Here is a 26,125-nt window from a genome sequence, read left to right as displayed (position 1 = left end):
TGCGCCGGCCGCGAACCAGGTGTGTGTTCCAGGCCAGTCTATGGGGACCGGCCGCGGTCGCCCGAGCGGTGTCAGACGCCCTGGCTCACCGAGCTCATATTGAAGTCGGGCACGCGCAGCGGGGGCATCGCGGCCCGGGTGAAGTAGTCGTTCCACTCCCGGGGCAGCGTGGTGACGGTGCGGCCGGCCTCCGTGGCGCGGCCGAGCAGGTCGACCGGCGACTCGTTGAACCGGAAGTTGTTCACCTCGCCCACCACCTCGCCGTTCTCCACCAGATACACGCCGTCCCGGGTCAGACCGGTGAGCAGCAGCGTCGCCGGGTCGACCTCGCGGATGTACCAGAGACAGGTCAGCAGCAGCCCGCGCGAGGTGTTCGCGACCATCTCGTCGAGCGAGTGCTCGCCGCCGGCGTCCAGGATCAGATTGTCGACCGGCGGTGCGAGCGGCAGACCGGTGAGTCCGGCGCTGTGCCGGGTGGTGAGCAGTCGGCCGAGCTCGCCGTCCTTGATCCAGTCCGTCGCGGCCAGCGGCAGGCCGTTGTCGAATACGGACTGGTCGTCACCGGAGGCGTGTGCCATCAGGAACGGTGCCGCCTCGAGGCCCGGTTCGTACGGGTCGCTGCGCAGCGTGAGGGGGAGTTCGGACAGCCGCTCGCCGACCCGGGTGCCGCCGCCGGGCCGGGAGAAGACCGTACGGCCCTCGGCCGCGTCCCGGGCCGCGGACGACCACAGCTGGTAGATCAGCAGATCCGCCACCGCGGTCGGCGGGAGCAGCGTCTCGTACCGCCCGGCGGGCAGCTCGATCCGGCGCTCCGCCCAGCCGAGCCGGACGGCGAGCTCCGCGTCGAGCGCCGCCGGATCGATGTCCTTGAAGTCCCGGGTGTAGCGACCTGCCCATGCCGAACGGGTACGGTCCCGCGACTTGGCGTTCAGCTCCAGGGTCCCGGTCGGCTGGTCGTGCCTGAGGCGCAGGCCCGTGGACGTACCGACGTAGCTGCTGACCAGGGAGTGCTGGGCGAAGCCGTACAGCTCGCGGCCGCCCGCCCCGGCGCGTGCGAAGGACTCGCCGAGCGCGGGCGCGAAGGCGTCGAAAACGGCGGACGAGGTCTCGGCGGGCGGGTCCGCGAAGTCGGGGGATGCGGGCACGCCGGTCACGAGCGGTTGGGCGTCCTCGGCGGGGCCGGCCGCACGGGCCGCGTCCTCGGCGGCCCGTACCACCTCGGCGAGTTCTCCGGCGGTGACGGCGGAGCGGGACACCACACCGGAAGCTGTGCCCTCGCGGCCGTCCACGGTGGCGACGACCGTCAGGGTGCGGCCGCGGGTGACGCCGTTGGTGGTCAGGGCGTTCCCCGCCCAGCGGAGGTTGGCGGTCGACTCCTCGTCGGCGATCACCACACAGCCGTCCGCCTCGGACAGCTCGAGCGCGCGCTCGACCATCTCGTGCGGCGCGGTGCTCCGTCGCGGGCTGGTCATCGGCCGGCCTCCTGGGTCGTGTTCAGGATGTTGACGCCCGTGAACAGGGCGGAGGGGCAGCCGTGCGACACGGCCGCGATCTGGCCCGGCTGGGCCTTGCCGCAGTTGAAGGCACCCCCGAGCACATAGGTGTCGGGCCCGCCGACCGCTGCCATCGAACCCCAGAAGTCCGTCGTCGTCGCCTGGTACGCGACATCCCTGAGCTGGCCCGCGAGGCGGCCGTGCTCGATACGGAAGAACCGCTGACCGGTGAACTGGAAGTTGTACCGCTGCATGTCGATCGACCAGGACCGGTCGCCGACGACGTAGATGCCGTGCTCCACACCGGCGATCAGCTCGCCCGTGCTCGGGCCCGCGGGCGCGGGCTGCAGCGAGACGTTCGCCATCCGCTGCACCGGGACATGGCCGGGGGAGTCGGCGAAGGCGCAGCCGTTGGAGCGGCCGAGACCGGTGAGCTTCGCGATCCGCCGGTCCAGCTGATAGCCGACCAGGCGGCCCTCCCTGACGAGGTCCCAGGACTGGGCGGCCACGCCCTCGTCGTCGTAGCCGATGGTGGCGAGGCCGTGTTCGGCGGTGCGGTCGCCCGTGACGTTCATGATCCCGGAGCCGTACTCGAGCGTGCCGAGCCGGTCGAAGGTGGCGAAGGAGGTGCCCGCGTACGCCGCCTCGTAGCCGAGGGCGCGGTCCAACTCCGTGGCGTGGCCGATGGATTCATGGATCGTCAGCCACAGGTTCGACGGGTCCACCACCAGGTCGTAGCGGCCGGCCTCGACGCTCGGTGCCCGCATCTTCTCGGCCAGCAGCTCCGGCATCCGCTCGAGCTCCGCGTCCCAGTCCCAGACCTCGCCGCCCAGGTACTCCCAGCCGCGACCGACCGGTGGCGCGATGGTGCGCATGGAGTCGAACTCGCCGCTGTCCGCGTCCACGGCCACCGCGGTCAGCTGCGGATGCAGCCGGATGCGCTGCTGGGTGGTCACGGTGCCGGCGGTGTCCGCGTAGAACTTGTTCTCCTGGACCGTGCGCAGGGTGGCATCCACATGCGCCACGCCCTTGGCGGCCAGCAGCCGACCGCTCCACTCGGCGAGCAGTCCGGCCTTCTCCTCCTCCGGTACGTCGAAGGGATTGACCTCGTACGCGGAGATCCAGGTGCGGTCCGGGTGGGCCGGCTCGTCGGCGAGCTCCACCCGCTCGTCGGACCCCGCGGCGGCGATCACCTTGGCCGACAGCCTGGCCATGGCCACGGCCTGCCCCGCGACCCGGGCCGCCGCGTCCATCGACAGGTCGACACCGGAGGCGAAGCCCCAGGCGCCGCCGTGCACCACCCGCACCGCATAGCCGAGGTCGACGGTGTCGGAGGAGCCCGCCGCGCGGGCGTCCCGAAGACGCCGGTCCGCGCTGCGGATCCGCTCGAGGCGGAAGTCGGCGTGCTCGGCCCCGAGCGCGCGCGCCCGGGCGAGGGCCGCGTCGGCCAGCGCCCCGAGCGGCAGCGCCGCGAAGGCTTCGTCGATGGAATGGGCCACGGATGTCTCCTGTCGGCGGTGGGACCGGTTCGACGGCGGGGCCGGCCGGTGCACCGATGATCCCGTGGGCCGCGGGCGCCCGCCACGGGTTTGCGCAGAGACCCGGGCCGTTGTAGAGACCCGACAGGGAGCGTCGGGAGCCACTGTCGGTGACCGATTGTCCGTGCGGGCGACCGTACCGATAGTTTGCGGGAGTACTCAGATCGCTATCGAAAGGGTGATCCGTTGAGCCGCTCGGTTCTCGTCACCGGTGGAAACCGCGGGATCGGCCTCGCCATCGCCCGCGCGTTCGCTGCCGCGGGCGACAAGGTCGCCGTCACGTACCGCTCCGGTGACCCGGCCGCACTGGTCGACGAAGGACTGCTCGCCGTCCGCTGCGACATCACGGACACCGAACAGGTGGAGCAGGCCTACAAGGAGATCGAGGAGAAGCACGGTCCGGTCGAGGTGCTCGTGGCGAACGCCGGGGTCACCAAGGACCAGCTCCTGATGCGGATGTCCGAGGAGGACTTCGCCTCCGTCGTCGACACCAACCTCACCGGCACCTTCCGGGTCGTCAAGCGCGCCAACCGCGCGATGCTGCGCGCCAAGAAGGGCCGCGTCGTGCTGATCTCCTCGGTCGTCGGACTGCTCGGGTCCGCGGGCCAGGCCAACTACGCGGCGTCCAAGGCGGCCCTGGTCGGCTTCGCGCGTTCCCTCGCCCGCGAGCTCGGCTCGCGCAACATCACCTTCAACGTCGTCGCGCCCGGCTTCGTCGACACCGAGATGACGCAGGTGCTCACCGACGAGCAGCGGAAGAACATCGTCGGCCAGGTCCCGCTCGGCCGTTACGCGCAGCCCGAGGAGATCGCCGCGACGGTGCGCTTCCTCGCCTCGGACGACGCCTCGTACATCACTGGAGCCGTCATCCCCGTTGACGGCGGATTGGGCATGGGTCACTGATCACCATGAGCGGAATTCTCGACGGCAAGCGCATCCTGGTCACCGGGGTGCTGACGGAGTCCTCGATCGCCTTCCACACCGCAAAGGTGGCGCAGGAGCAGGGCGCCGAGGTCATCCTGACCGCCTTCCCGCGGCCCACGCTCACCGAGCGGATCGCCAAGAAGCTCCCGAAGCCCGCCAAGGTCATCGAGCTGGACGTCACCGATGACGAGCATCTCGACCGCCTCGCGGGCGTCGTGCGCGAGGAGCTCGGCGGCCTCGACGGCGTCGTGCACTCCATCGGCTTCGCCCCGCAGGGTGCCTTCAACTTCCTCGAGGCGACCTTCGAGGACGTATCGACGGCGATGCACGTCTCCGCGTACTCCCTGAAGTCGCTCACCATGGCGTGCCGCCCGCTGTTCGAGGACGGCGCCTCGGTCGTCGGGCTCACCTTCGATGCGCAGTACGCCTGGCCGAAGTACGACTGGATGGGGCCGGCCAAGGCTGCCCTCGAGGCCACCAGCCGCTACCTCGCCCGGGACCTGGGCAAGGAGAACATCCGCTGCAACCTCGTCTCGGCCGGCCCGCTCGGCTCGATGGCCGCCAAGTCCATCCCCGGCTTCGAGGAGCTCGCGGACGTGTGGAACTCCCGCTCGCCGCTCACCTGGGACATGTCCGACCCGGAGCCCGCGGGCCGCGGAGTGGTCGCGCTGCTCTCGGACTTCTTCCCGAAGACGACCGGCGAGATCATCCACGTCGACGGCGGCGTGCACATGATGGGGGCCTGACGGCCTCACGCAGTAGCCAGGACGCCCCGTTCCCGCAGGTCGCGGGGGCGGGGCGTCACTCGTTCGGCGCACACGGCAGGCGCCCCTCGAGTCCCGCGCGCACGCTGGGATCCGAGTCGCTTTTCCCCCTTGTGGTGCAGCAGCGGCAGGCGTCCACCGCCTTGCCGCAGTACGGCCGAGGAGGTCACTTCGTGCGCAGCTCAGACCTCCGCCGCCGGATCGGGCGGCACGCCGGAAGTGCCTCTGCGGGGCTTGCCGTCCTGCTGTTGTCAGTGACTCCGGCCGGCGCCGCGACCGCTGTCCCGCCGGGTGCCGTACTCCCGGACTCCCGTGACTCGCAGGCGCACTGCCGTACCAGCGTGCAGGGCTCGCAGGCGGTCGCGCGGTGCCACAACCCGTATCCGCGGACCGACCGCGTCCGGCTGCACATCGAGTGCGCGCGCTGGTGGGACATCGACACCGACAGTGCGCCGGTGGCGGCGGAGCCGGCGATGACCGTACGGATCGAGGGGCGCTGCTGGAAGGAGATCCGGGCGGTGTGGGTCAGCCACGAGCGGTGAGCCTGGACGACGGCCGGCAGGTGAACGGGTACTCGGCGGCCTCGGCGGCCGCGGCCTCTCCGTCGCCGGACCGGATGAAGTCCACCAGGCGGCCGTGGTCCATGTGGTTCTCCGGCGAGAGGTCCTCGCCCACGTCGCCCCTCAGCCAGGTGCGCAGGACGTCGCTCAGGTCCGAGTACAGGGCGGTCATCACGTCGTTGTGACCGGCGGCGACGACCGCCAGGTGGAAGGTCGCGTCCGCGTCCACGAAGGCCGCACTGTCGCCCGAGTGCCAGGCCTCCTCGCGGCGCAGCAGCAGCGCGTCCAGCTGCTTGAGCTCCCGCTCGGTGCGGCGCTCGGCGGCATGCCGGGCCGCGCTGGACTCCAGCGTGGCGCGCAGCTCGGCGATGTGCCGGGGATCGGCGTCGGCGAAGCGGCGGTGCATCACACCCGCCAGCTCGCTGGTGGCCACCACATAGGTGCCCGAGCCCTGGCGGATGTCCAGGAGGCCGTTGTGCGCGAGGGCGCGGACGGCCTCACGGACGGTGTTGCGCGCGACGCCGAGCTGCTCGACGAGTTCCGGCTCGGTCGGGATGCGCGCTCCCACCGGCCACTCACCCGAGGTGATCTGCTTGCGCAGCTCTGCGATCACCTGGTCGGAGAGTGCGGAGCGCCGGGGCGACGACAGCGTCATGGACTTTCCTTTCCGATTGGACAACCAATCATCCCATGATTCTATGATGGCGCTCATGGCCCATCACCACACGACCTCGAGGACAGCAACGCCCGCCAGCGCGCCGGCCATGCGTGCCCATGAGCAGTCTCCCGACGACTCCGCGGCTCGCGGCGCCGCTGCAGACTCCGAGCGGACCCCTGCCACACCTCCCGGATCGCCGGCCACGCGCGCGTGGCTGATGCGCTGCGCCGTCATCGGCATCGTCCTCGCCGCGCTGAATCTGCGTCCGGCGATCACCAGTCTGGGCGCGCTCCTCGAGGAGGTGCGCGACGGGCTCGGCATGAGCGGCAGCGTCGCGGGTCTGCTCACCTCCGTACCGCCCCTGTGCTTCGCGCTCTTCGGAGTGGCGGCACCTCGCCTCGCGCGACGGTGGGGCCCGGGAGCCGTGGTCTGCGCGGGCATGGTGTCGATCGCCCTGGGCCTGGCAATCCGTCCGTTCGTCGGCAGTACGCCGGTCTTCCTCGCTGCGAGCGCGCTCGCCCTGATGGGCATCGCGGTCAGCAACGTGCTGATGCCGGTCATCGTCAAGCGCTGGTTCCCGGACCGGGTCGGCACCATGACCGGCCTGTACTCGATGGGGCTCGCCGCCGGCACGTCGCTCGCCGCGGCCGTCACCGTGCCGATGACCGACGCACTCGGCGGAGACTGGCAACTGGGGCTCGCCGTCTGGGCGCTGCTCGCTGTGGTGGCCGTACTGCCCTGGCTGCCGCTGATCAGGAACCGTGGGTTCGGGGACGCGACGGCCACCGCGCGCCGTAAGGGCGTCCCCGACGGAAAGGGCGGCACCGAGGAGCCCGCCGATGACTCGCCGGCGTCCCGGGCGGACACCGGAGACGGCCTGCGGATCACCCGCAGCCGCACCGCGTGGGCGCTCGCCGTCTTCTTCGGCCTCCAGGCCACGGGCGCGTACGTCACGATGGGCTGGATGCCGCAGATCTTCCGCGACGCCGGGGTGTCCGCGAGTACGGCGGGTGTACTGCTCGCCGTCATCATGGCCATGGGCGTCCCGCTGGCCTTCGTGATCCCGCGGCTCGCCGTCGGCATGCGCAACCAGGGCCCCATCGTGGGGACCCTCGGCGTCTGCGGACTCATCGGGTACGCCGGGCTGTACTTCGCGCCCGTCGGGGGTGCCTGGGTGTGGGCCCTCCTGCTCGGCGTCTCCAACTGCGCCTTCCCGCTCGCCCTGACCATGGTCGGCATGCGGGCCGGCAGCAGCGCGGGCGTCGCCAAACTGTCCGCGTTCGCCCAGAGCGCCGGCTACCTCCTCTCGATCCCCGGACCGCTCCTCGTCGGCGTGCTCTACCAGCACAGCGGCGGCTGGGGCCTGCCCATCGCGCTGATGGCCGGCCTGATGGTGCCGCAGATCCTGGTGGGCATCGTCGCCGGACGCGAGGGCACGGTGGAGGCGGAGGCGGCCCGCAGGTGACGGCCACCCCGGCCGGGGCCCATCGGGCAAAGGGTGCGAGACTGACCGTATGCCTGTGCTCGAACCCAATCCGCGTGGCGGTCAGAAGAAGCTCCTCCTGGTGCTCGGCGGGATGCTGGCCATCACCGTGGTGATCGGCGTGATCGCCTCGATCGCGGCGCCCTGACCGCACTTCTCACGGGCGGGGGTGGGGCTGGCCCCCGTATCCCCTAGGGGGCGAGTATCAGGGTTGTCTGGGTGGATCACCGGATGGGACGAGGGCCGCCCGGTCCGTAGGTTCGAGTCATGCCGCGAAGACGCGGCTCACCGCACTCGAAGTCCGCGGAGGCGACATGTCGGCCCACACGCACACCCGGTCCCCGGCCCCGGCCAAGGGCAGTGTCGACGTGACCCTGCCGTGGTGGGCGGTCGCCCTGCCGGCCATCGCCTTCGGCGCGCTGCTGCTCCTGATACTCAACCCGGCCGACGCCCACGCGGCAGGAACGGATCCCGCCGTCGCCGACTTCTTCGACCGGGTACGCGAGTCCGCCGCGAGCATGCTGCCCTGACACCCGCGCCACGCTGCCCCGGCGCCCGGTCACCCGTGCAGGCGGACCCCGTCAACTCCCGGCGCCCTGTGGCACGTTTCGTGCGAAGCTGGGACGCATGAGCGTCGATACACCCCGCAGGATCGTCCTACTCCGACATGCGAAAGCCGACTGGCCCGAGGTGTCCGACCATGAGCGGCCGCTGGCCGAGCGAGGGCGCAAGGACGCCCCCGTCGCCGGCCGCAGACTGGCCGACGCGGGCATCTCCTTCGATCTCGCCGTCTGCTCCACCGCGGCCAGGACCCGCGAGACCTGGAAGCTCGCCGTGCAAGAGCTCCCGCACCGCCCGAAGACCGTCTACGAGGAGCGGGTCTACGAGGCCTCGCCCGGCGAACTGATCGCGGTGCTGAACGAACTCCCCGAGGACACCGCCGACGTCCTCCTCATCGGCCACAACCCGGGCGTACAGGGCCTTGCCGACGTACTCGCCGGATCCTCTGAGTCGGACGCCGCGGCGCGCATGGCCCGGCGCGGTTTCCCGACCTCGGCCATCGCCATGCTCACGTTCAACGGCTCCTGGAAGTCCCTTGAGCCCGGGGCGGCGACCCTCTTCGACTACTGGGCACCGCACGAATGATCCGCTCGTACGGGACGGGGCCCGGGGCCATGTCGGTCCCGGGCCCCGACCCGTACGAGTGCCCCGCCCCGTAGGCGCAGGACGGGGTCAGCCGTCCAGGGCGTCCGCCGCCTCGACCTCTTCGCGGGTGAGGCCGAGCAGGTACAGGACGGTGTCGATGAAGGGCACGTTCACCGCGGTGTGCGCGGCCTCGCGGACCACGGGCTTGGCGTTGAAGGCGACACCGAGGCCGGCCGCGTTGAGCATGTCGAGGTCGTTGGCCCCGTCGCCGATCGCCACGGTCTGGGCGAGCGGTACCCCGGCCTCCGCGGCGAAGCGGCGCAGCAGCCGCGCCTTGCCGGCCCGGTCCACGATCTCGCCGACCACGCGGCCGGTGAGCTTTCCGTCCACGATCTCCAGCGTGTTCGCCTGGGCGAAGTCGAGACCGAGCCGCTCCTTGAGGTCGTCGGTCACCTGGGTGAAACCGCCCGAGACGACGCCCACTTGATAGCCGAGCCGCTTCAGGGTGCGGATCAGGGTGCGTGCGCCCGGCGTCAGCCGGACCTCGCTGCGCACCTTGTCGATCACCGAGGCGTCCAGTCCGGCGAGCAGCGCGACCCGGGCGTGCAGGGACTGTTCGAAGTCCAGCTCGCCGCGCATCGCCGCGGCCGTCACGTCGGCCACCCTGTCCTCGCATCCCGCGTGCGCGGCGAAGAGCTCGATGACCTCGTCCTGGATCAGCGTCGAGTCGACGTCCATCACCACCAGGCGCTGCGCGCGGCGCTGCAGACCGGCGGAGACCACGGCCACATCGACGCCGAGCGCCGCGGCCTCGGTGGCCAAGGCGGTGCGCAGCGGCTCCGTGTCCGATCCCGACACGGCGAACTCGACCGCTGTGACGGGGTACTTGGCCAGGCGGAAGATCCGGTCGATGTTGGCGCCGGTGGAGGTGATCCGCGCGGCGATCGCGGCCGTCGACTCCGCGGTCAACGGGTGGCCGAGCACGGTGATGTGTGAACGGCCCTGCCCGCGCGGCCGGTTGTCACCCGTCCCGGAGAGGATCTCCGCCTGCAGTTTCAGGGACTCGGCCCAGCTGTGCACGGTGGCGCGCAGTTCTCCCTCGGTGCCCATGGAGGGCTCCGTCACCAGGGCACACAGGACGATACGGCCCCGGGTGACGACCTGCTCGAGGTCGACGACGTCGACGGCGAAGGCGGCGAGAGTGTCGAAGAGCCCGGCGGTGATCCCCGGCCGGTCCTTGCCGAAGATCTTGACGAGCAGGGTCGGGTCTTCAGCGGTCTTGGCTGGCTGCGATGCGCTCATGGTGCACCCACCGTATCGGGAGCCACAGGGGGAACGGTGGGCTGTCTTGGGGTACGGACAGAGAGGTCGCGGTCGTCAATCGTGATGATGTCGTGACCGGCCCGTGCGGCGTCCGGGCCGGACCGATTCGTACCGACCGATCCGTACCGCAATGGTCCGTTCACACATGATTCGTAGGCTCTCGCGACGCTTCCTCTCTTACGGGATGCTTTGGGGACCACCAACGGCCGGGCGCCGCAGGGGCGTACACACTCTTCTCGCAAGGCCCGACTTTCGGTCAGGGGGCTGAGCCTGAAATAGTTCCCCACGATGTTCGACATCCCTAGACTCCCCATGGCGGGGGCAAATCGGGGGACAACGTAGTGGGGCATGGAGTGCCGGAACTCGTACTGGAATTGAATGGCAGGACCTGGACGCTCGATCCGTCCCGGTCCTACTCCCTCGGGCGCGACCCCGGGGGTGATGTGATGATCGACGACGCGCGTGTGTCGTGGCGGCATGCCACGATCAGCTGGGGCGGCCGGAGTTGGGTCATCGAGGACCACGGCAGCACCAACGGCACGTTCGTGCAGGGCCAGCGCATCCACCAGATGGAGATCGGCGCCGGCTCCACCGTGCACCTGGGGAACGCCACCGACGGTCCGCGCGTCCAGCTGTCGGGTGCCGGTGCCGCGGCGGCCGCTCCGCAGCAGCAGGCCCCGCAGGCTCCCCAGCAGCAGGCGCCGCAGCAGGCCCCCCAGCAGTACGCCCCGCAGCAGCCCGCGTATCAGGCGCCGCAGCAGCAGCCCGCCGCTCCCCAGCAGGCCGGCTGGGCGGGCGGGCAGCCGCCGCAGCATCAGGCTCCCCAGCAGCAGGGCTGGCAGCAGGGTTACCAGGGCCGGCCGCCCCAGCAGGCGGCGCCCCAGGTGCCGCCGCAGCAGCGCCCCGCCCCGCAGAACCCGGCCTCCGGCGGCGCAGCGGGCGCCCCGCCGTCCCACGGCGACCGCAGCCCCACGACGTTCCACCAGCTCGCGCTCGGCCGCGTGATGCGGATCGGTCGTGCCCTCGAGAACGAGCTGGTCGTCTCCGACCTGCAGGTCTCCCGGAATCACGCCGAGTTCCACGCCACCCCCGACGGCCGCTTCGAGATCCACGACCTCGGTTCCCACAACGGCACCTACGTCAACGGCATCGCGCTGCCCAAGTCCGGCACCGCGGTGCTCGGTCCGAACGACATCGTCGGTGTCGGCCACTCGACCTTCCGCCTCGTCGACGGCCGTCTCGAGGAGTTCGTCGACACCGGTGAGGTCTCGTTCTCCGCCCGGCACCTCACGGTGACGGTCGACGGCGGCAAGCAGATCCTCAAGGACGTCACGTTCGGCGTCCCGGAGAAGTCCCTGATCGGCGTCATCGGTCCCTCGGGCTCCGGAAAGTCCACCCTGCTCAAGGCGCTCACCGGCTACCGGCCGGCCGACCAGGGTGACGTCCTCTACGACAACCGGAACCTCTACAAGCAGTTCGCCGAGCTGCGTCAGCGCATCGGTCTGGTCCCGCAGGACGACATCCTGCACAAGGAGCTGACCGTCAAGAGGGCCCTCAAGTACGCCGCGAAGCTCCGCTTCCCCGGTGACACCGCGGAGGCCGAGCGCGAGGCCCGGATCGACGAGGTGCTGCGCGAGCTCAAGCTCGACATCCACAAGGAGAAGAAGGTCACCTCGCTCTCGGGTGGCCAGCGCAAGCGCGTCTCCGTCGCCCTCGAGCTGCTCACCAAGCCGTCGCTGATCTTCCTCGACGAGCCGACCTCCGGCCTCGACCCGGGCATGGACCGCGACGTCATGCAGTTGCTCCGCGGGCTCGCCGACGACGGCCGCACGGTCCTGGTGGTGACCCACTCGGTGGCCGAGCTGGCGATCTGCGACAAGCTCCTGGTGATGGCACCCGGCGGTTCGGTCGCCTACTTCGGGCCGCCCGAGGAAGCGCTCAACTTCTTCGGCTACGGCACCTGGGCCGACGTCTTCTCGGCCTTCGAGGAGTACCGCGACTACGACTGGGCCGGCCGCTGGAAGGGCTCACAGCACTTCCAGATGTACGCCGCGGACATCGACGCCGTCGCCCCGCAGTCCGTGCACATGCCGCCGGCCCAGCAGATGCGGCCGCCCAAGCCGCAGAGCTGGGGTTCCCAGCTGGTCACCCTGATCCGCCGCTACATGTCGGTGATCGTCTCGGACCGCGGCTTCCTGGCTCTGATGGTGATCCTGCCGGCCGTGCTTGGCGTCGTGTCCACCCTGATCAGCAGCGACTTCGGCCTCAACCCGGGCCCCAGAGGCCCGAACGGCAACGCCTCGACGATCCTCCTGATCCTCGCCGTCGGCGCCTGCTTCGCCGGAGCGGCCAACTCCGTACGAGAGTTGATCAAGGAACGCGTCATCTACGAACGAGAACGGGCCACCGGCCTGTCCCGTTCCGCGTATCTGATGTCGAAGGTGATCGTTCTCGGACTGATCACGGTGCTGCAGGGCGGCATCATCGGCGCCATCGGCTTCGGCACGCGCGAGGTGCCGGACGAGGGCCTGCTGCTCGGCTCGATGGTCAAGCTCGAACTGAGCCTGCCGATCATGGCGCTCGGCTTCACCTCGATGATGTTCGGCCTGATCATCTCCTCGCTGGTGAAGACGGCCGAGAAGACCATGCCCCTGCTGGTCATGTTCGCGATCATCCAGGTCGTGTTCACCGGCTGCCTGTTCACCCTGAACGGCCAGGTCGGCGTCAACGAATTCTCGTACCTGATGCCGTCGCGCTGGGCGGTGGCCGCGGCGGGCACGACCACGGACCTGAACGTCCTCTTCCCGAACCAGGACGACCCCGGCAAGACCGACCCCCTCTGGGACCACGAACTGGCCACCTGGGTCATCGACATGGGTGCACTGATCGCACTCGGGGTGATCTGCGGCTTCATCGTGGCGCGGCTCCTGCGCCGCCACGAGCCCGAGGTCATGCGCAAGTAAGGACCGGGCCCCGGCCACGCACGACGCCGAAGGGCGGTACCCCGCGCGGGGTACCGCCCTTCGGCGTTCGGCCTGCCTTCGAAGAGGGGCGCGGTGCGACGAATCGGTGCGTGCTGCCGGCTCAGTACGCGCTGTCGACGTTGTCGATCGAGCCGTAGCGGTCGGCCGCGTAGTTCGCCGCGGCGGTGATGTTCGCGACCGGGTCGTACTGGTCGTGCTTGGTGCCCGCGACGTGGTACGTGTCGAAGGTCGGCTTGATGACCTGCAGCAGGCCCTTCGAGGGGATGCCGTTCTGGGCGTTGATGTCCCAGTTGTTGATGGCCAGCGGGTTGCCGCTGGACTCCCGCATGATGTTGCGGTGCAGGCCCTCGTAGGAGCCGGGGATGCCCTTGTCCTTCATGATGTCGAGGGACTGGCGGATCCAGCCGTCCAGGTTGTTGGCGTAGACGGGCTTGCGGGCGGCGGCGCGGCTCGCGGCGGCTTTCGCCTCGCGGTCCTTGCGGGCCTGCGCCTCGGCCTTGGCCTTGGCGTCCGCATCGGCCTTCGCCTTGGCCGCGGCCGCAGCCTTCGCCTTGGCGTCGGCGGCCTGCTTGACCTCGACGGCCTTGGCGTTCTTGGCCTGCTCGATGGTCGAAGTCTGCTGCTGCGCCAGGCTGTCCTGGATGTGGTTCGAGTTGATGTGCCACGCCACCGGCGCGGCCTCGGAAGCCGCCGCCGCTTCGGTGGTGGTGGTCGACTCCGAGTTGCCCGGCACGAAGGAGAACGCGAGGGCAGCGGCGCCGAGCGTGGCGACACCGGCGATCGAGATCTTCTGGGTCTTGGTCAGGGAACTATGACCAGGGATGGTGCGCTTGGACATGCGAATGGGACCTCTTCGAATAGCGGAGGTCGCTCTGAGTCCGGTGGACAGGTACTCCGGCACAAACGCCGCGGTGAAGTCCGCGGCGCCGAGCGACGGATGCAATTCTTAGCGGCCGCAAAATTGTGTGGCAAAGGTGTGACGTACGAAGCCGCCTAGTGGGACGGGGGTCCGTTGTGGGCGATTTTTGCCGACATTCCCCCGGTGCGGCATTACCTTTGTCCGCACTAGGCGCCTTCGTAGGTGACCTGAGTCCTATGCGCGGGCTCACATCGCGACGGACCCTTCCTCACGCATCGTTGCCCGAGCAACGCGCGCGGTCACTGGCGTGCTACGGCAGGAGGAGGTGGACGTCGCCGAACTCGTGCCAGAGGTAGAGACGCCTCACCGCCTCGTCGTAGCCGCGCTCCCCCGCCGTACGCCCCGCGATCGCCTCCAGCATCCGCAGATGCGAGGCCTCCGGCTCGTGCAGCCCCGTGAGCAGCCCGTCCACCGCCCGTACACCGCGCTCCGGGGTCACCACCAGGTCGGTGAACCCGGCGGCGGGACGGACCACACCGTCCGCACCCGTCGCCGACTCCAGCGCGCGCACCGCGGTCGTACCGACCGCGATGATCCGGCCGCCGGCCGCCCGAGCGGCGTTGACCAGCCGGGCGGAGGCCGCCGGGACCTCGTAGCGCTCCGGGTACGGAGCCTCGTGCGCCTCGGCCGACGCGACACCCGTGTCCAGCCGCAGCGGCGCGAACTGCACCCCGCGCCGCACCAGATCGGCCACCACACGCTCGGTGAAAGGCCGGCCGGCGCTCGGCATCTCGGCCGACCCCGACCCGTCGCGGGACTCCAGGGCGAAGACCGTCTGGTACGCCGACAGCGGCTGATCGTGCCGGGTGTACGCGTACCGGATGGGGCGGCCGAACTCCTTGAGGAGCGCCGGCACCCCCAGGCCGCCCGGCAGTGCGACGGACGCCCACCAGAGCCTGCCGCCAGTCGTCCCGGGAGCCTCGAGCGCCTCCTCGAGCGTCAGTCGCCCACCGCCCCGCAGTCCCACCTGCGTACCCGCGGGCCCGCCCGCACGCGCGCGCGTGGTGCCCGAACCGTCGGGGTCCCGCAGCTCCACCGCCCACCGCCCGTCGTCCCCGAGCGTGGAGAAATGCACCACCACGCGCGCGTGCCCGATGCGGCCGTCCACGGCAGCGGGGAGGGTGCGCGAGGTGTTCACCACGAGCAGGTCGCCGGCCTGCAGCAGACGAGGCAGCTCGGTGAAGAGATGGTGGGTCACCTCCTGACCCCGGGACACCAGGAGCCGCACGCCGTCCCGGCCGAGACCGGGGGAGCGCTCCTCCACCGGCACCCGCGCGGACAGTTCCGCCGGTACCTCCACGCGCGCGAGGACACTCATCGGACGACCGCCAGTGACGGAGCCGAGTACCGGCCGCTCGCCGGCCGCGCGTCGAGCAGCCGCAGGAATCCCGGCACCACCTCGTCGGCGGCCGGCCGCCCCTCGTCGTCGTCCGGTACGGCGGCCCGGTACAGGTCGGTGTCCATGTCCCCCGGATCGACGGCCCACACCCGCAGACCCGGCTCCTCCTCGGCCAGTACGGCGGAGAGGTGGTCGAGCGCCGCCTTGGACGCCCCGTAGCCGCCCCACGTCCCGTACGCCTCGACGGCGGCGTCCGAGCTGAGGTTGATCACCGCGCCCGCCGCGGAGGCCCTGAGCAGCGGCAGCGTGCCCTGCACGAGCGCGAGTGCCGCCACCACATTGGTCTCCAGGGCCGCGCGCAGACCTTCCAGGGGCAGCTCGTCGAGCCGTACCAGCGGCTCCGCGCCCAGCGCGCTCGCATTGTTCACCAGCAGATCGAGGCCGCCGAGCTCCCCGGCCGCGGCCACCAGGGCCGCCCGGTGCGCGTCATCGCGCACATCACCGGGCAGTGCCACGACCCGCCCGCCGTGCACGCGCAGCTCCCCGGCCGCCGCCTCGAGCCGCTCCGCCGACCGCGCGTCGAGCACCAGGTCCCAGCCGCGCTCGGCCAGTGCCCCGGCAAGCGCCCGCCCGAACCCCTTCGAAGCTCCCGTGATCATCGCTGTGCTCATGGCCGTTTCCCCTCACGCCGTCGACGACTTGCGCGAACTCTCTCGACGTTGAGACGACCCGATCTCTCTCAACGCTGAGATGACTCGCACGGTGACTCTCAACGTAGAAAGGGAGCACCCGCGCCCACCTCCTGCCGCGGCCGTGACCCCCGCGGGCCCTTCGGCCTAAGACAGCCGACCGAGTCCTAGGACCCTGGCCCCGGTCCGCTGCGCCCCGCGCCCGATACGGACGTCAGAGCCCGCCGGTACCGTGAGGCCATGACCGACGGCCCCCGTTCCGGCCTCTATGCGGTGAGCTCCGCGCTGCTGGCGATGAGCAGACACCTGGAGGTACGGGACGTCCTCAAGACGATCGTCGCCTCGGCGCGCGAACTGCTCGACGCCGAGTACGCGGCACTCGGCGTGCCCGACGACCACGGAGGCTTCGCCCAGTTCGTCGTCGACGGAGTCAGCGACGAGCAGTGGAAGGCCATCGGCCCGCTGCCCCGCCAGCACGGCATCCTCGCCGCGATGCTGCACGAGCCCCGCCCGCAGCGGCTCGCGGACGTCCGCAACGACCCCCGCTTCGAGGGCTATCCGTCCGCGCACCCGGACATGTCCGATTTCCTCGGTCTGCCGATCCGGGACGGCGACGAGACCATCGGTGCCCTCTTCCTCGCCAACAAGCGCCGCACCACGGACGCGAACGGCGAGCGGATCCCCTGCCCCGACGGCACCTGCGGCTTCTCCGCGGCCGACGAGGAACTGCTCGGCATCCTCGCCCAGCACGCGGCCATCGCCCTGACCAACGCCCGGCTCTACGAGCGCAGCCGCGAACTCACCATCGCCGAGGAGCGTTCCCGCCTCGCCCATGAACTGCACGACGCCGTGAGCCAGAAGCTCTTCTCGCTGCGCCTGACCGCCCAGGCCGCCACCGCCCTGGTGGACCGCGACCCGTCCCGCGCCAAGTCCGAACTGCAGCAGGTGGCCGGGCTCGCCGCCGAGGCGGCCGACGAACTGCGCGCCGCAGTCGTCGAGTTGCGCCCCGCGGCACTCGACGAGGACGGCCTGGTCGCCACCCTGCGCACCCAGATCCAGGTCCTCGACCGCGCACACGCCGCCCACGTCACCTTCGAGAGCGGCAGCGTACGGGCCCTGCCCGCCTCCCAGGAGGAGGCGATGCTGCGCGTGGCCCAGGAGGCGCTGCACAACGCACTGCGCCATGCCGATGCAGAACGCGTCGAACTGTCCCTGGACAAGCGCGGACCGGGCGCGGTCCTGCGCATCACCGACGACGGCATCGGCTTCGAGCCCCGGGCCGTACGGCGCGCCGGCCGCCACCTCGGCCTGGTCTCCATGCGGGACCGGGCGAGCGGAGTCGGCGGACGTCTGACGGTGGAATCGGCGCCCGGCAAGGGCACCACGATCGAGATGGAGGTTCCCGGTGGCTGACCGGACGATTCGTGTGCTGCTGGTCGACGACCACCAGGTGGTGCGTCGGGGTCTGCGTACCTTCCTCGAGATCCAGGACGACATCGAAGTGGTCGGCGAGGCCTCGGACGGCGCGGAGGGGGTGGCACGCGCCGAGGAGCTCGGGCCCGACGTCGTCCTGATGGACGTCAAGATGCCCGGCATGGACGGGGTGGAGGCGCTCCGCGCACTCCGTGCCGCGGACAACCCGGCCAAGGTCCTCGTCGTCACGAGCTTCACCGAACAGCGCACCGTCGTACCGGCGTTGCGCGCCGGCGCGGCGGGCTATGTGTACAAGGACGTCGACCCGGAGGCGCTGGCCGGCGCGATCCGCTCCGTGCACGCCGGGCACGTGCTCCTGCAGCCCGAGGTGGCCGGCGCGCTCCTCGCCCAGGAGGAGAACGGCGCCCCGCAGGGCCGGGCGGGCTCGCTCACCGACCGCGAGCGCGAGGTACTCGGCCTGATCGCCGACGGCCGGTCGAACCGGGAGATCGCCCGCGCCCTCGTCCTCTCCGAGAAGACCGTCAAGACCCATGTGTCGAACATCCTGATGAAACTGGACCTCGCCGACCGCACGCAGGCCGCCCTGTGGGCCGTACGGCACGGCGTCGCCGGCTGAGCCGGACACGGGACCGGACCGGATCCGGGCGCACAACGGCGCGTACCACGGGGGGAGTTGACCGGGTTCCGCGCCGGTTCCCACCCGGGCCGAGATTCATACCGTCGTGTAAATGTCGCCCGAATGGCGCAACCTCGGGACGGCCCGTCCGTTCTCCAGTGCGTGCCGCGGCACCCGCCGCGGCTTCCGCCAGGAGGGACCAGAAGTGAAGAACCTGAAGAGGACCGCAGCCGTCACGATGGTCGCCGGAGGGCTGATCGCCGCCGGCGCCGGAATGGCCTCCGCCACCGACGGTGGCGCCCACGCCCACGGCAAGGCCGTGCACTCGCCGGGCATCGCTTCGGGCAACGTGGTCCAGGCCCCGGTGCACATCCCGGTGAACGTGGTGGGCAACACCGTCAATGTCATCGGCGTCCTCAACCCCGCCTTCGGCAACGTCGGCGTGAACGGCTGACACGGCACGCAGCGCACCGAGACCACCGCCGCGTTGATCCGTTCGGGGGCATCGCCCGCCGAGCCCGTGTCGCCGATCCGGGCCCGCCGTTCAGCACGATGTGGTCCCGCGCTTCGGACCGCGTACGAATCACCAGGAGGAACAGTTCCATGAGGATCGCCAAGAAGGCAGCAGTAGTCATCGCCACCGCCGGGATCGCCGCAGGCGCCGGTGCGGGCGCCGCATTCGCGGACTCCGGCGCGGCCGGTGCGGCCGTCAACTCCCCGGGCGTCGGCTCGGGCAACGTCGTCCAGCTCCCGGTGCACGTCCCGGTCAACGTCTCGGGCAACACCGCCAACGTCATCGGCCTGCTCAACCCGGCCTTCGGCAACACCGCGGTGAACAACTGATTCCAGCGGCAACAGGCCCCGCGAACCGCACGGTTGGCGGGGCCTGCGCCATGCCGGATCCCGGCATCGTCCGGACTCAGCGCCCGCGCCGCTCCCGCTCCTCGACGAAGGAGTTGTACGCCGCCACCTGAGCGCGCCGAGCCGTACGCTCCACCGGACGCAACAGCTCCGCCCGCGCAGCCATCTCCGCCGCGCTGACCGCACCCCCGTGCCCGTTCTCGTACGCCACGGAGATCAACAGGCCCACCCGCTGGGCCAGTTCGAGCACCCGGAAGGCCCGCGGCGGATAGCCCGGAGCGAGCAGTTCACGGCCCCGCTCGGCCCGCGCCCGATACGCGTCCACGGCGGCCTCCGCCACCGGACCCGAAGCGGCCACATCGAGCCGCGACAGTGCCTCGGTCGCCTCCCGAAGCGCCTCCGCAAGCTCCCGCTCCGCCTCGCCGAGCGACGGCACATCGGCGGGCGGCGCCTCCCGTACCGGCAGACAGTGCCAGACCACCTCGACATGACGGTCCCCGTCGGGCCCCACCGCGTACGTCTCCGGCACCAGTCCGAGCGCGGCCCCCACCGCGACCACGGCCTCCTCGGCCTCCAGCGCCCGGGCGTTGAAGTCGGGCGGACCGCTCAGGCCGAGCGGATGGCCCGCCGCGGGCAGCGCCACCCGCAGCCCCGTCGCCCCCAGCGCCCGCAGCCGCCCGAGCGCCAGCGTCAGACCCACCTGCCCGGGCTCGTCCGGCAACCCCTCGACCCGGTGCACCGCATCCTCACCGACGACGGCGAGAACCGCATCGTCCGGCGAGACAAGTCCAGCAATAAGGGCATTTCCCCAAGAGGCCAGCAGGCCCGCACGTGGTTCCGTGAGCATGTACACCAGACTAAGGACCGGACTGCCGACGGGAGTGGCCGGTCGGTGGCGTAGGTTTGGCTGGGGGCTGCGTCCACAGGCGCAAGCGAGAGCCGAGACTGCAATGGGAGACAACGCGCTCATGAGCGATGTACTGGAGCTGGTGGACGTATCCGTGGTCCGCGAGGGCCGGGCTCTGGTGGACCAGGTCTCCTGGTCGGTCAAGGAGGGCGAACGCTGGGTCATCCTCGGCCCGAACGGCGCGGGCAAGACCACCCTGCTCAATGTGGCGTCCAGCTACCTCTTCCCGAGCAAGGGCGAGGTCACCGTCCTCGGCGACACCCTCGGCAAGGTCGACGTCTTCGAACTCCGCCCGCGGATCGGCATCGCCGGCATCGCCGTCGCCGACAAGCTGCCCAAGCGCCAGACCGTCCTGCAGACCGTCCTCACCGCGGCCTACGGCATGACCGCCACCTGGAACGAGGACTACGACGAGGTCGACGAGCAGCGCGCCCGCGCCTTCCTCGACCGTCTCGGCATGACGGACTACCTCGACCGCAGGTTCGGCACCCTCTCCGAGGGCGAGCGCAAGCGCACCATGATCGCCCGCGCCCTGATGACCGACCCCGAGCTCCTCCTCCTCGACGAGCCCGCCGCCGGCCTCGACCTCGGCGGCCGCGAGGACCTCGTACGCCGCCTCGGCCGCCTCGCACAGGACCCGATCGCACCCTCGATGCTGATGGTCACGCACCATGTCGAGGAGATCGCCCCCGGATTCACCCACGTCCTGATGATCCGTCAGGGCCAGGTGCTCGCCGCGGGCCCCATCGAGCTCGAGCTCACCTCCCGCAACCTCTCGCGCTGCTTCGGCCTCCCGCTCGTCGTCGAGCAGACCGTCGGGCGCTGGACGGCGCACGGCCTGCCGCTCGCCTGAACTAAGGACCGGCCCGGACAAGGCCGGGCAGCGTCCGGCCGCGACCGGATCGGCCCCTGTCCCGCGGCCGCGCCCGCGCCTACCATGACCATGTGGACATCGACGCATGGGTCTGGTGGCTGATCGCGGCCGCCGGCCTCGGGATCCCCCTGGTCATCACCGCGATGCCGGAGTTGGGCATGCTCTCGGCCGGAGCCGTCGCGGCCGCGGTCACCGCGGCCCTCGGCGGCGACATCGTCCTTCAGGTGATCGTCTTCGCCGCCGTCTCGGTCGCCCTGATCGCGGTCGTACGCCCCATCGCCTCCCGGCACCGCGCCCAGCAGCCCCAACACGCCACCGGAATCGAGGCGTTGAAGGGCAGACAGGCGGTCGTCCTGGAACGGGTCGACAGCGACGGCGGACGGGTCAAGCTCGCCGGCGAGATCTGGACCGCCCGCGCCCTCGACGCGGGACAGTCCTACGAGGTCGGGCGGCACGTCGACGTGGTCGACATCGACGGAGCCACCGCGGTGGTGATGTAGAGCAGCCCGGCGACGACCGGCGCCGGATCACCGAACGGGCCACGCACCGCACACCGTTCTGCAAGACTCGACCCGCAAGATCTTCCAGCTCGAAGGGACACGGGGAAGCCGCGATGCAACCGATCATCATCGTCCTCATCATCCTGGTGGTGCTCGTCTTCATCGCACTGATCAAGACGATCCAGGTGATCCCGCAGGCCAGCGCCGCCATTGTGGAACGCTTCGGCCGCTACACCCGCACCCTCAACGCCGGCCTGAACATCGTCGTCCCCTTCATCGACTCCATCCGCAACCGCATCGACCTGCGCGAGCAGGTCGTACCTTTCCCCCCGCAGCCGGTGATCACCCAGGACAACCTGGTGGTCAACATCGACACGGTCATCTACTACCAGGTGACCGACGCCAGGGCCGCCACGTACGAGGTCGCCAGCTACATCCAGGCCATCGAGCAGCTCACCGTCACCACGCTGCGCAACATCATCGGCGGCATGGACCTCGAGCGCACCCTGACCTCCCGCGAGGAGATCAACGCGGCCCTGCGCGGCGTACTCGACGAGGCCACCGGCAAGTGGGGCATCCGCGTCAACCGCGTCGAACTCAAGGCCATCGAGCCGCCCACCTCCATCCAGGACTCGATGGAGAAGCAGATGCGCGCCGACCGGGACAAGCGCGCCGCGATCCTCACCGCCGAGGGCATCCGCCAGTCCCAGATCCTCACCGCTGAGGGCGAGAAGCAGTCCGCCATCCTCAAGGCCGAAGGTGAGGCCAAGGCCGCGGCCCTGCGCGCCGAGGGCGAGGCCCAGGCCATCCGTACGGTCTTCGAGTCGATCCACGCCGGCGACCCCGACCAGAAGCTGCTCTCCTACCAGTACCTCCAGATGCTCCCGAAGATCGCCGAAGGCGACGCGAACAAGCTCTGGATCGTCCCCAGCGAGATCGGCGACGCCCTCAAGGGCCTGTCCGGCGCCATCGGCAACTTCGGCCCGATGGGCGGCAGTTCTGCCCCCGCCGGGGTGCCCAACCAGGTCGGCTCACCCACCGAACGCCGCGAACAGCCCCCGCTCGACTGACCCTTCGTGAGCACCTGGGACATCCTCGCCGTCCTCGCCGCGGGCGCCGGCGCAGGCGCGATCAACACCCTCGTCGGCTCCGGCACCCTCATCACCTTCCCGGTGCTGCTCGCCGTCGGACTGCCACCCGTCACCGCCACCGTCTCCAACGGCCTCGGCCTGCTCCCCGGCATCCTCGGCGGAGTCTTCGGCTACCGGCGCGAACTGCGCGGCCAGCGCACCCGCATCCTGCGCCTCGGCGGACTCGTCCTCACCGGCGGACTCTGCGGCGCGATCCTGCTGCTCACCCTCCCCGCCGAGGCCTTCGAGACGATCGTCCCCGTCCTCGTCGGCCTCGCCCTCGTCCTGGTCATCCTGCAACCCCGCATCTCCCGGGCCGTACAACGCCGCCGCGCCCGCAACGGCACCACAGCCCGCACCGACGGCGGCCGGCTCCTGGCCCTCGGCCTGTTCCTCGCCAGCGTCTACGGCGGCTACTTCACCGCGGCCCAGGGAATCCTCTACATAGCCCTCATGGGCATGCTCCTCGACGACGACCTGCAGCGCCTGAACGCCATCAAGAACGTCCTCGCCGCACTGGTCAATTTCGTCGCCGCGGTCTTCTTCCTGTTCGCCGCCCACTTCGAGTGGCACATCGTCCTGCTGCTCGCCGCCGGCTCACTCGTCGGAGGCCTCCTCAGCGGTACGTACGGACGCCGCCTCCCCGCCTGGGCCCTGCGCACCCTGGTCGTCCTCGTCGGCAGCGTCGCCCTGGTCCAGCTCATCGTCAGGCAATGAGCCCCCCCCGACGCACCGAGGCCCGCCCCCGGAAAGGGACGGGCCTCAGAAACCCGGGCCGACCGCCCGTCAGGCTGCGACCGGCTGCGGCAGCCAGTCGGGCAGCGCCGAACGATCGTCCGCAGCCAGCGCAAGCAGCATCGCATCCCCCGGCGACGGCACGAACGGCTTGAACAGCAGCGGCATACCCGCCTGCTCCGGCGTACGGTCCGCCTTGCGGTGATTGTCGGTGGAGCACGACGCCACGGTGTTCAACCAGGTGTCCCCGCCGCCCTGCGACCGCGGCACCACGTGGTCCACCGTCGACGCCCGCCGACCGCAGTAAGCGCACCGGTGACCGTCCCGCACCAGCACGCCCCTGCGCGACCACGGCGCATGTCTTCGGAACGGCACCCGTACGAATCTGCACAACCGGATCACCCGAGGCACGGGAAGCTCCACGGCCGACGCACGCATCCGCAGCTCCGGGTGGGCCTGCTCGACAACCGCCTTGTCCTGCAGAACGAGCACGACGGCGCGGTTCAGCGTCACCGTCGACAAGGGCTCGAAGCTCGCGTTCAGCACCAGCGTGTCCCGCATTTCGCCCACCCTCCCGTGTGCACCCGCCCACCCCACGGCGGACTGGGATCAACTCTGGCCGGACGCGCCGCGATCGACAACGCAATAAAAATGCCCGCCCCCGGTCAGTGACCTGACCAGGGACGGGCGAACAGCGCGTGAATGCTAGGCGTCGATCTCGTACTCACCCACCAGCTGAGCGCGGGCAACCGTGTGGAAACGCAGATTGAAACCGACCACCGCCGGCGAGGCGTCGGCGTCAGGGCCGAGCTTCTCCACGTCCACCGCGTACACCGTGAAGACATAGCGATGCGGACCGTCACCCGGCGGGGGAGCGGCGCCGCCGAACTCCCGCGTCCCGTAGTCGTTCCGCGCGTGCACCGCGCCGGCCGGGAGTCCCTCGAACTTGCCGCTCCCCGCCCCCACGGGCAGCTCCGAGACCGACGCGGGGATGTCGAACAACACCCAGTGCCAGAAGCCACTACCCGTAGGAGCATCGGGATCGAAGCAGGTCACGGCGAAGCTCTTGGTCTCCGCGGGAAACCCGTCCCATCGCAGCTGCGGCGACACATTGCCACCGGCCTGCGCCTGCGCCTCGCCCAGCCGCTCACCCGCTGCCACATCGTCGCTCAGCACCGTGAACGAAGGGACCTGCGGCAGGAAGTCATGGGGAAGCGGCGGCCTCTTGTCAGTCACGAAAACCCTCCAGTCCGTCTGTCACCACTGGCTGCTGAGCCTAGAGGACGCGGGTACTACAGCCAGTTGCGCTTACTGCCCACCGCGGCGATCCACTCGTTCAGATAGCCGGCCCAGTCCGTCGACTGGTAGTCCTGCAGACCCACCCGGAAGGTCCGGAAGGTGTCACTGCCCTGGCTGAACAGCCCCGGCTTCTTGTCCATCTCCAGGACGACGTCCATCTCCCGGTCGTCGGCGACGAAGCTCAGCTCGACCTGGTTGAGACCGCGGTACTGCGACGGCGGGCGGAACTCGATCTCCTGGTAGAACGGCAGCGTCTGCCGCGTCCCACGGATCCGGCCGCGCTCCATGTCCGCACTCTTGAAGCGGAAGCCCAGCTGGATGAAGGCGTCCAGAATCGCCTGCTGCGCCGGCAGCGGGTGCACGTTCACCGGGTCGAGATCGCTGGAGTCGATGGCCCGCGCGATCGCGAGCTCCGTCGACACCCCGATGTTCATGCCGCGCAACGCCGTCCCGTCGATCATGGTGACAGGGGTCTCCCACGGAATCTCCAGGCCGAACTGAACCGCGTGCACCGCACCGGCCTTCAGCTCGAGGGCGCCGCCGAGCTGCTGCTTGGTGAACTCGATGTTCTGCTTCGTCTCCTGGTCCTTGCCCTCGACCTCTACGCCACGAGCCTCGAGGCCTACGGACAGGGACTGGATCTCCTGGTCGACGGAGCCTCCCTGGATCCGGACCTCGCCCTGCACGACTCCGCCGGGCACGACATTCACCTCGGCCAGCTCGGTCTCCACCGAGGCACCCCCGGCACCGAGACTCGCAAGCATCTTCTTGAACCCCATGACTCTCCTCCCCAGGCCCCGCCTGTGGCTCGACTCGAATCTTCCGCTCGTCCCGGCAAACGACGGACCGGGAGCAGCCGGCCCGATCCGGACCAGCACTGACCACTACAAACGCAAGCTGACGCCCGCCGGTTCCGCCGATTCACCCCGCCCGTGCAGTCGCCTCCCGGCCATCCGTCCGGCAGTCAGCCTTCCACTACCCTCGGACGGCATGATCGCGGCCCCTGACCGTACGCCCCTGCCCCGCTCGTTCTTCGACCGTCCCGCCCTCGAGGTGGCGCCGGACCTCCTGGGCCGCACGCTGGTCAGGCGCACCGCCGACGGCACCCTCGAACTGCGCATCACCGAGGTGGAGGCGTACGCGGGCGAGGCCGACCCGGGCTCCCACGCCTACCGGGGCCGCACCAAGCGCAACGCGGTCATGTTCGGCCCGCCGGGGTTCGTCTACGTCTACTTCACCTACGGCATGTGGCACTGCATGAACCTGGTCTGCTGCCCCGAGGGCCGGGCCAACGCGGTGCTGCTACGCGCCGGAGAGGTGACAGAAGGCATTGAACTGGCCCGCAAACGTCGACAATCAGCCCGACATGACAAGGAACTGGCCAAAGGGCCCGCCCGCTTGGCGACCGCTCTGGACGTGGACCGGGACCTCGACGGCGCCGACGCCTGCGACGGCCCCGACTCTCCGTTCGAGGTGCTCGCCGGCAGCGCGCCCGCGTCCGACCAGGTACTCAACGGTCCACGCACCGGAGTGAGCGGCGAGGGAGCCGTTCACCCGTGGCGCTTCTGGATCTCCAACGACCCTACGGTGAGCCCGTATCGGGCCCATGCGCCCCGACGACGACGAACTTGACGCCCCCTTGCGGGATCCGTAATGTAGTCCGAGCCGCTTGACCCGGGTACTGCCTCACAACAGCAGCCGGAAGCGGCCAACCCACTACTTTACGAACTTCCCTCGACGGGGCCCTTTTCGGCGTGCCGAAATTGGATCCCCTGGACTCGATTATGAGTCGAGATGGGATTCCGCTAACGTGGTGGCAGCCGAAAGGCGAATGGCTCTCCAGCGGCCACGGATTCGAATTCCGATCGGGAACGGGACGGGAAAAGGGTCTGGTAAGGTTGGAAACACCGAAGGGAAGCGCCCGGAGGAAAGCCCGGAGTGGGTGAGTA

General features: G+C 70.4%; 28 protein-coding genes. 17 read left to right on the top strand and 11 right to left on the bottom strand.

All coding sequences use genetic code 11. The annotated features are described in order from the left end of the window. Nucleotides 1–71: 71 nt before the first annotated feature. Both DY218_RS29510 and DY218_RS29505 read right to left on the bottom strand, forming a co-directional pair. Nucleotides 72–1,472, bottom strand: a complete 1,401-nt coding sequence (locus tag DY218_RS29510) for a metallopeptidase TldD-related protein (RefSeq protein ID WP_128559222.1) — start codon at nt 1,470–1,472, stop codon at nt 72–74. After that, nucleotides 1,469–2,992 carry a TldD/PmbA family protein gene (locus DY218_RS29505; protein ID WP_128559221.1) on the bottom strand — a complete coding sequence of 508 codons (1,524 nt, stop codon included), beginning with the start codon at nt 2,990–2,992 and terminating at the stop codon, nt 1,469–1,471. The genes DY218_RS29510 and DY218_RS29505 overlap by 4 nt, the downstream gene beginning before the upstream one ends. Nucleotides 2,993–3,217: 225 nt before the next feature. Between DY218_RS29505 and fabG the strand changes: the two genes are divergently transcribed. The 3 genes from fabG (at nt 3,218) to DY218_RS29490 (ending at nt 5,261) form a co-directional block, all read left to right on the top strand. Beyond that, nucleotides 3,218–3,934 (top strand): 3-oxoacyl-[acyl-carrier-protein] reductase, encoded by a 717-nt coding sequence (gene fabG / locus DY218_RS29500; protein WP_128559220.1) that lies wholly within the window; start codon nt 3,218–3,220, stop codon nt 3,932–3,934. Between the two features lie 5 nt (nt 3,935–3,939). Next, nucleotides 3,940–4,701: an enoyl-ACP reductase FabI gene (gene fabI / locus DY218_RS29495; RefSeq protein WP_128559219.1), complete on the top strand. Its 762-nt coding sequence runs from the start codon at nt 3,940–3,942 to the stop codon at nt 4,699–4,701. 191 nt (nt 4,702–4,892) lie between these two features. Continuing rightward, nucleotides 4,893–5,261, top strand: a complete 369-nt coding sequence (locus tag DY218_RS29490; RefSeq protein ID WP_233521960.1) for a hypothetical protein — start codon at nt 4,893–4,895, stop codon at nt 5,259–5,261. On the opposite strand, the gene DY218_RS29485 is transcribed toward DY218_RS29490, so the two are convergent. After that, nucleotides 5,245–5,934 carry a FadR/GntR family transcriptional regulator gene (locus DY218_RS29485; protein ID WP_128559218.1) on the bottom strand — a complete coding sequence of 230 codons (690 nt, stop codon included), beginning with the start codon at nt 5,932–5,934 and terminating at the stop codon, nt 5,245–5,247. The two genes, DY218_RS29490 and DY218_RS29485, sit on opposite strands and share 17 nt — an antisense overlap. 43 nt (nt 5,935–5,977) lie before the next feature. Here DY218_RS29485 and DY218_RS29480 point away from each other — a divergent pair, with 43 nt between their 5' ends. The 4 genes from DY218_RS29480 to DY218_RS29470 all read left to right on the top strand — a co-directional run bounded on the left by DY218_RS29480 (nt 5,978) and on the right by DY218_RS29470 (nt 8,566). Next, a complete protein-coding gene (locus DY218_RS29480; RefSeq protein WP_407703702.1) occupies nt 5,978–7,402 on the top strand; it encodes a CynX/NimT family MFS transporter in 1,425 nt (474 codons plus the stop codon). A gap of 49 nt (nt 7,403–7,451) precedes the next feature. Next, a complete protein-coding gene (locus tag DY218_RS35655; RefSeq protein ID WP_267899391.1) occupies nt 7,452–7,568 on the top strand; it encodes an SGM_5486 family transporter-associated protein in 117 nt (38 codons plus the stop codon). Nucleotides 7,569–7,734: 166 nt separating this feature from the next. Beyond that, nucleotides 7,735–7,950, top strand: a complete 216-nt coding sequence (locus DY218_RS29475; protein WP_128559216.1) for a hypothetical protein — start codon at nt 7,735–7,737, stop codon at nt 7,948–7,950. Nucleotides 7,951–8,047: 97 nt separating this feature from the next. Next, entirely contained in the window at nt 8,048–8,566 is a 519-nt protein-coding gene (locus tag DY218_RS29470) for a SixA phosphatase family protein (protein ID WP_128559215.1), read from the top strand. Nucleotides 8,567–8,653: 87 nt separating this feature from the next. On the opposite strand, the gene serB is transcribed toward DY218_RS29470, so the two are convergent. Next, entirely contained in the window at nt 8,654–9,868 is a 1,215-nt protein-coding gene (serB, locus tag DY218_RS29465) for a phosphoserine phosphatase SerB (RefSeq protein WP_128559214.1), read from the bottom strand. 374 nt (nt 9,869–10,242) lie between these two features. Between serB and DY218_RS29460 the strand changes: the two genes are divergently transcribed. Further along, the gene (locus DY218_RS29460) at nt 10,243–12,852 is read left to right on the top strand and encodes an ABC transporter ATP-binding protein/permease (protein ID WP_199566894.1); all 2,610 of its coding nucleotides are present in this window, start codon (nt 10,243–10,245) and stop codon (nt 12,850–12,852) included. 121 nt (nt 12,853–12,973) lie between these two features. On the opposite strand, the gene DY218_RS29455 is transcribed toward DY218_RS29460, so the two are convergent. The 3 genes from DY218_RS29455 to DY218_RS29445 form a co-directional block, all read right to left on the bottom strand. Continuing rightward, the gene (locus DY218_RS29455; RefSeq protein WP_128559212.1) at nt 12,974–13,711 is read right to left on the bottom strand and encodes a transglycosylase SLT domain-containing protein; all 738 of its coding nucleotides are present in this window, start codon (nt 13,709–13,711) and stop codon (nt 12,974–12,976) included. Nucleotides 13,712–14,042: 331 nt separating this feature from the next. Beyond that, complete coding sequence (locus DY218_RS29450) at nt 14,043–15,110, bottom strand: S-adenosylmethionine:tRNA ribosyltransferase-isomerase (RefSeq protein ID WP_128559211.1); 1,068 nt, start codon at nt 15,108–15,110, stop codon at nt 14,043–14,045. Next, nucleotides 15,107–15,802, bottom strand: a complete 696-nt coding sequence (locus DY218_RS29445; RefSeq protein WP_128559210.1) for an SDR family NAD(P)-dependent oxidoreductase — start codon at nt 15,800–15,802, stop codon at nt 15,107–15,109. The genes DY218_RS29450 and DY218_RS29445 overlap by 4 nt, the downstream gene beginning before the upstream one ends. A 258-nt stretch (nt 15,803–16,060) precedes the next feature. On the opposite strand from DY218_RS29445, the gene DY218_RS29440 reads away from it, so the two are divergent. The 4 genes from DY218_RS29440 (at nt 16,061) to DY218_RS29425 (ending at nt 18,713) form a co-directional block, all read left to right on the top strand. Beyond that, nucleotides 16,061–17,233 (top strand): GAF domain-containing sensor histidine kinase, encoded by a 1,173-nt coding sequence (locus DY218_RS29440; RefSeq protein WP_128559209.1) that lies wholly within the window; start codon nt 16,061–16,063, stop codon nt 17,231–17,233. Then, nucleotides 17,226–17,870: a response regulator gene (locus DY218_RS29435; RefSeq protein WP_128559208.1), complete on the top strand. Its 645-nt coding sequence runs from the start codon at nt 17,226–17,228 to the stop codon at nt 17,868–17,870. Before DY218_RS29440 ends, DY218_RS29435 begins: the two co-directional genes overlap by 8 nt. A gap of 205 nt (nt 17,871–18,075) precedes the next feature. Continuing rightward, entirely contained in the window at nt 18,076–18,324 is a 249-nt protein-coding gene (chpE, locus tag DY218_RS29430; RefSeq protein WP_128559223.1) for a chaplin ChpE, read from the top strand. A gap of 149 nt (nt 18,325–18,473) precedes the next feature. Then, a complete protein-coding gene (locus DY218_RS29425) occupies nt 18,474–18,713 on the top strand; it encodes a chaplin (protein ID WP_128559207.1) in 240 nt (79 codons plus the stop codon). A 76-nt stretch (nt 18,714–18,789) separates the two neighbouring features. Here the strand turns inward: DY218_RS29425 and DY218_RS29420 are convergent, their stop codons facing one another. Further along, complete coding sequence (locus tag DY218_RS29420; RefSeq protein WP_128559206.1) at nt 18,790–19,578, bottom strand: hypothetical protein; 789 nt, start codon at nt 19,576–19,578, stop codon at nt 18,790–18,792. 121 nt (nt 19,579–19,699) lie between these two features. Here DY218_RS29420 and DY218_RS29415 point away from each other — a divergent pair, with 121 nt between their 5' ends. From DY218_RS29415 to DY218_RS29400, 4 genes are all read left to right on the top strand, one after another. Further along, the gene (locus DY218_RS29415; RefSeq protein ID WP_128559205.1) at nt 19,700–20,491 is read left to right on the top strand and encodes an ABC transporter ATP-binding protein; all 792 of its coding nucleotides are present in this window, start codon (nt 19,700–19,702) and stop codon (nt 20,489–20,491) included. A gap of 92 nt (nt 20,492–20,583) precedes the next feature. Next, nucleotides 20,584–21,012 (top strand): NfeD family protein, encoded by a 429-nt coding sequence (locus DY218_RS29410; protein ID WP_128559204.1) that lies wholly within the window; start codon nt 20,584–20,586, stop codon nt 21,010–21,012. Between the two features lie 113 nt (nt 21,013–21,125). Further along, a complete protein-coding gene (locus DY218_RS29405; RefSeq protein ID WP_128559203.1) occupies nt 21,126–22,082 on the top strand; it encodes an SPFH domain-containing protein in 957 nt (318 codons plus the stop codon). Nucleotides 22,083–22,088: 6 nt separating this feature from the next. Further along, nucleotides 22,089–22,859 carry a sulfite exporter TauE/SafE family protein gene (locus tag DY218_RS29400; protein ID WP_128559202.1) on the top strand — a complete coding sequence of 257 codons (771 nt, stop codon included), beginning with the start codon at nt 22,089–22,091 and terminating at the stop codon, nt 22,857–22,859. A 69-nt stretch (nt 22,860–22,928) separates the two neighbouring features. Here DY218_RS29400 and DY218_RS29395 read toward each other — a convergent pair whose 3' ends face one another. From DY218_RS29395 to DY218_RS29385, 3 genes are all read right to left on the bottom strand, one after another. Continuing rightward, nucleotides 22,929–23,438: an HNH endonuclease gene (locus DY218_RS29395; RefSeq protein ID WP_128559201.1), complete on the bottom strand. Its 510-nt coding sequence runs from the start codon at nt 23,436–23,438 to the stop codon at nt 22,929–22,931. Between the two features lie 144 nt (nt 23,439–23,582). After that, nucleotides 23,583–24,113: a YbhB/YbcL family Raf kinase inhibitor-like protein gene (locus DY218_RS29390; protein ID WP_128559200.1), complete on the bottom strand. Its 531-nt coding sequence runs from the start codon at nt 24,111–24,113 to the stop codon at nt 23,583–23,585. 56 nt (nt 24,114–24,169) lie between these two features. Then, nucleotides 24,170–24,955 (bottom strand): sporulation protein, encoded by a 786-nt coding sequence (locus tag DY218_RS29385; RefSeq protein WP_128559199.1) that lies wholly within the window; start codon nt 24,953–24,955, stop codon nt 24,170–24,172. Between the two features lie 211 nt (nt 24,956–25,166). Here DY218_RS29385 and DY218_RS29380 point away from each other — a divergent pair, with 211 nt between their 5' ends. Beyond that, complete coding sequence (locus DY218_RS29380; protein ID WP_128559198.1) at nt 25,167–25,808, top strand: DNA-3-methyladenine glycosylase; 642 nt, start codon at nt 25,167–25,169, stop codon at nt 25,806–25,808. The last annotated feature ends 317 nt before the right edge of the window (nt 25,809–26,125 follow it).

Origin of the sequence: Streptomyces triticagri, from assembly GCF_003429565.1 — a bacterium.
In the GTDB taxonomy this organism is placed as follows: domain Bacteria; phylum Actinomycetota; class Actinomycetes; order Streptomycetales; family Streptomycetaceae; genus Streptomyces; species Streptomyces triticagri.
The sequence above is the reverse complement of the archived record's forward strand: the minus strand, read 5'-3'. Positions and strand labels throughout refer to the sequence as shown.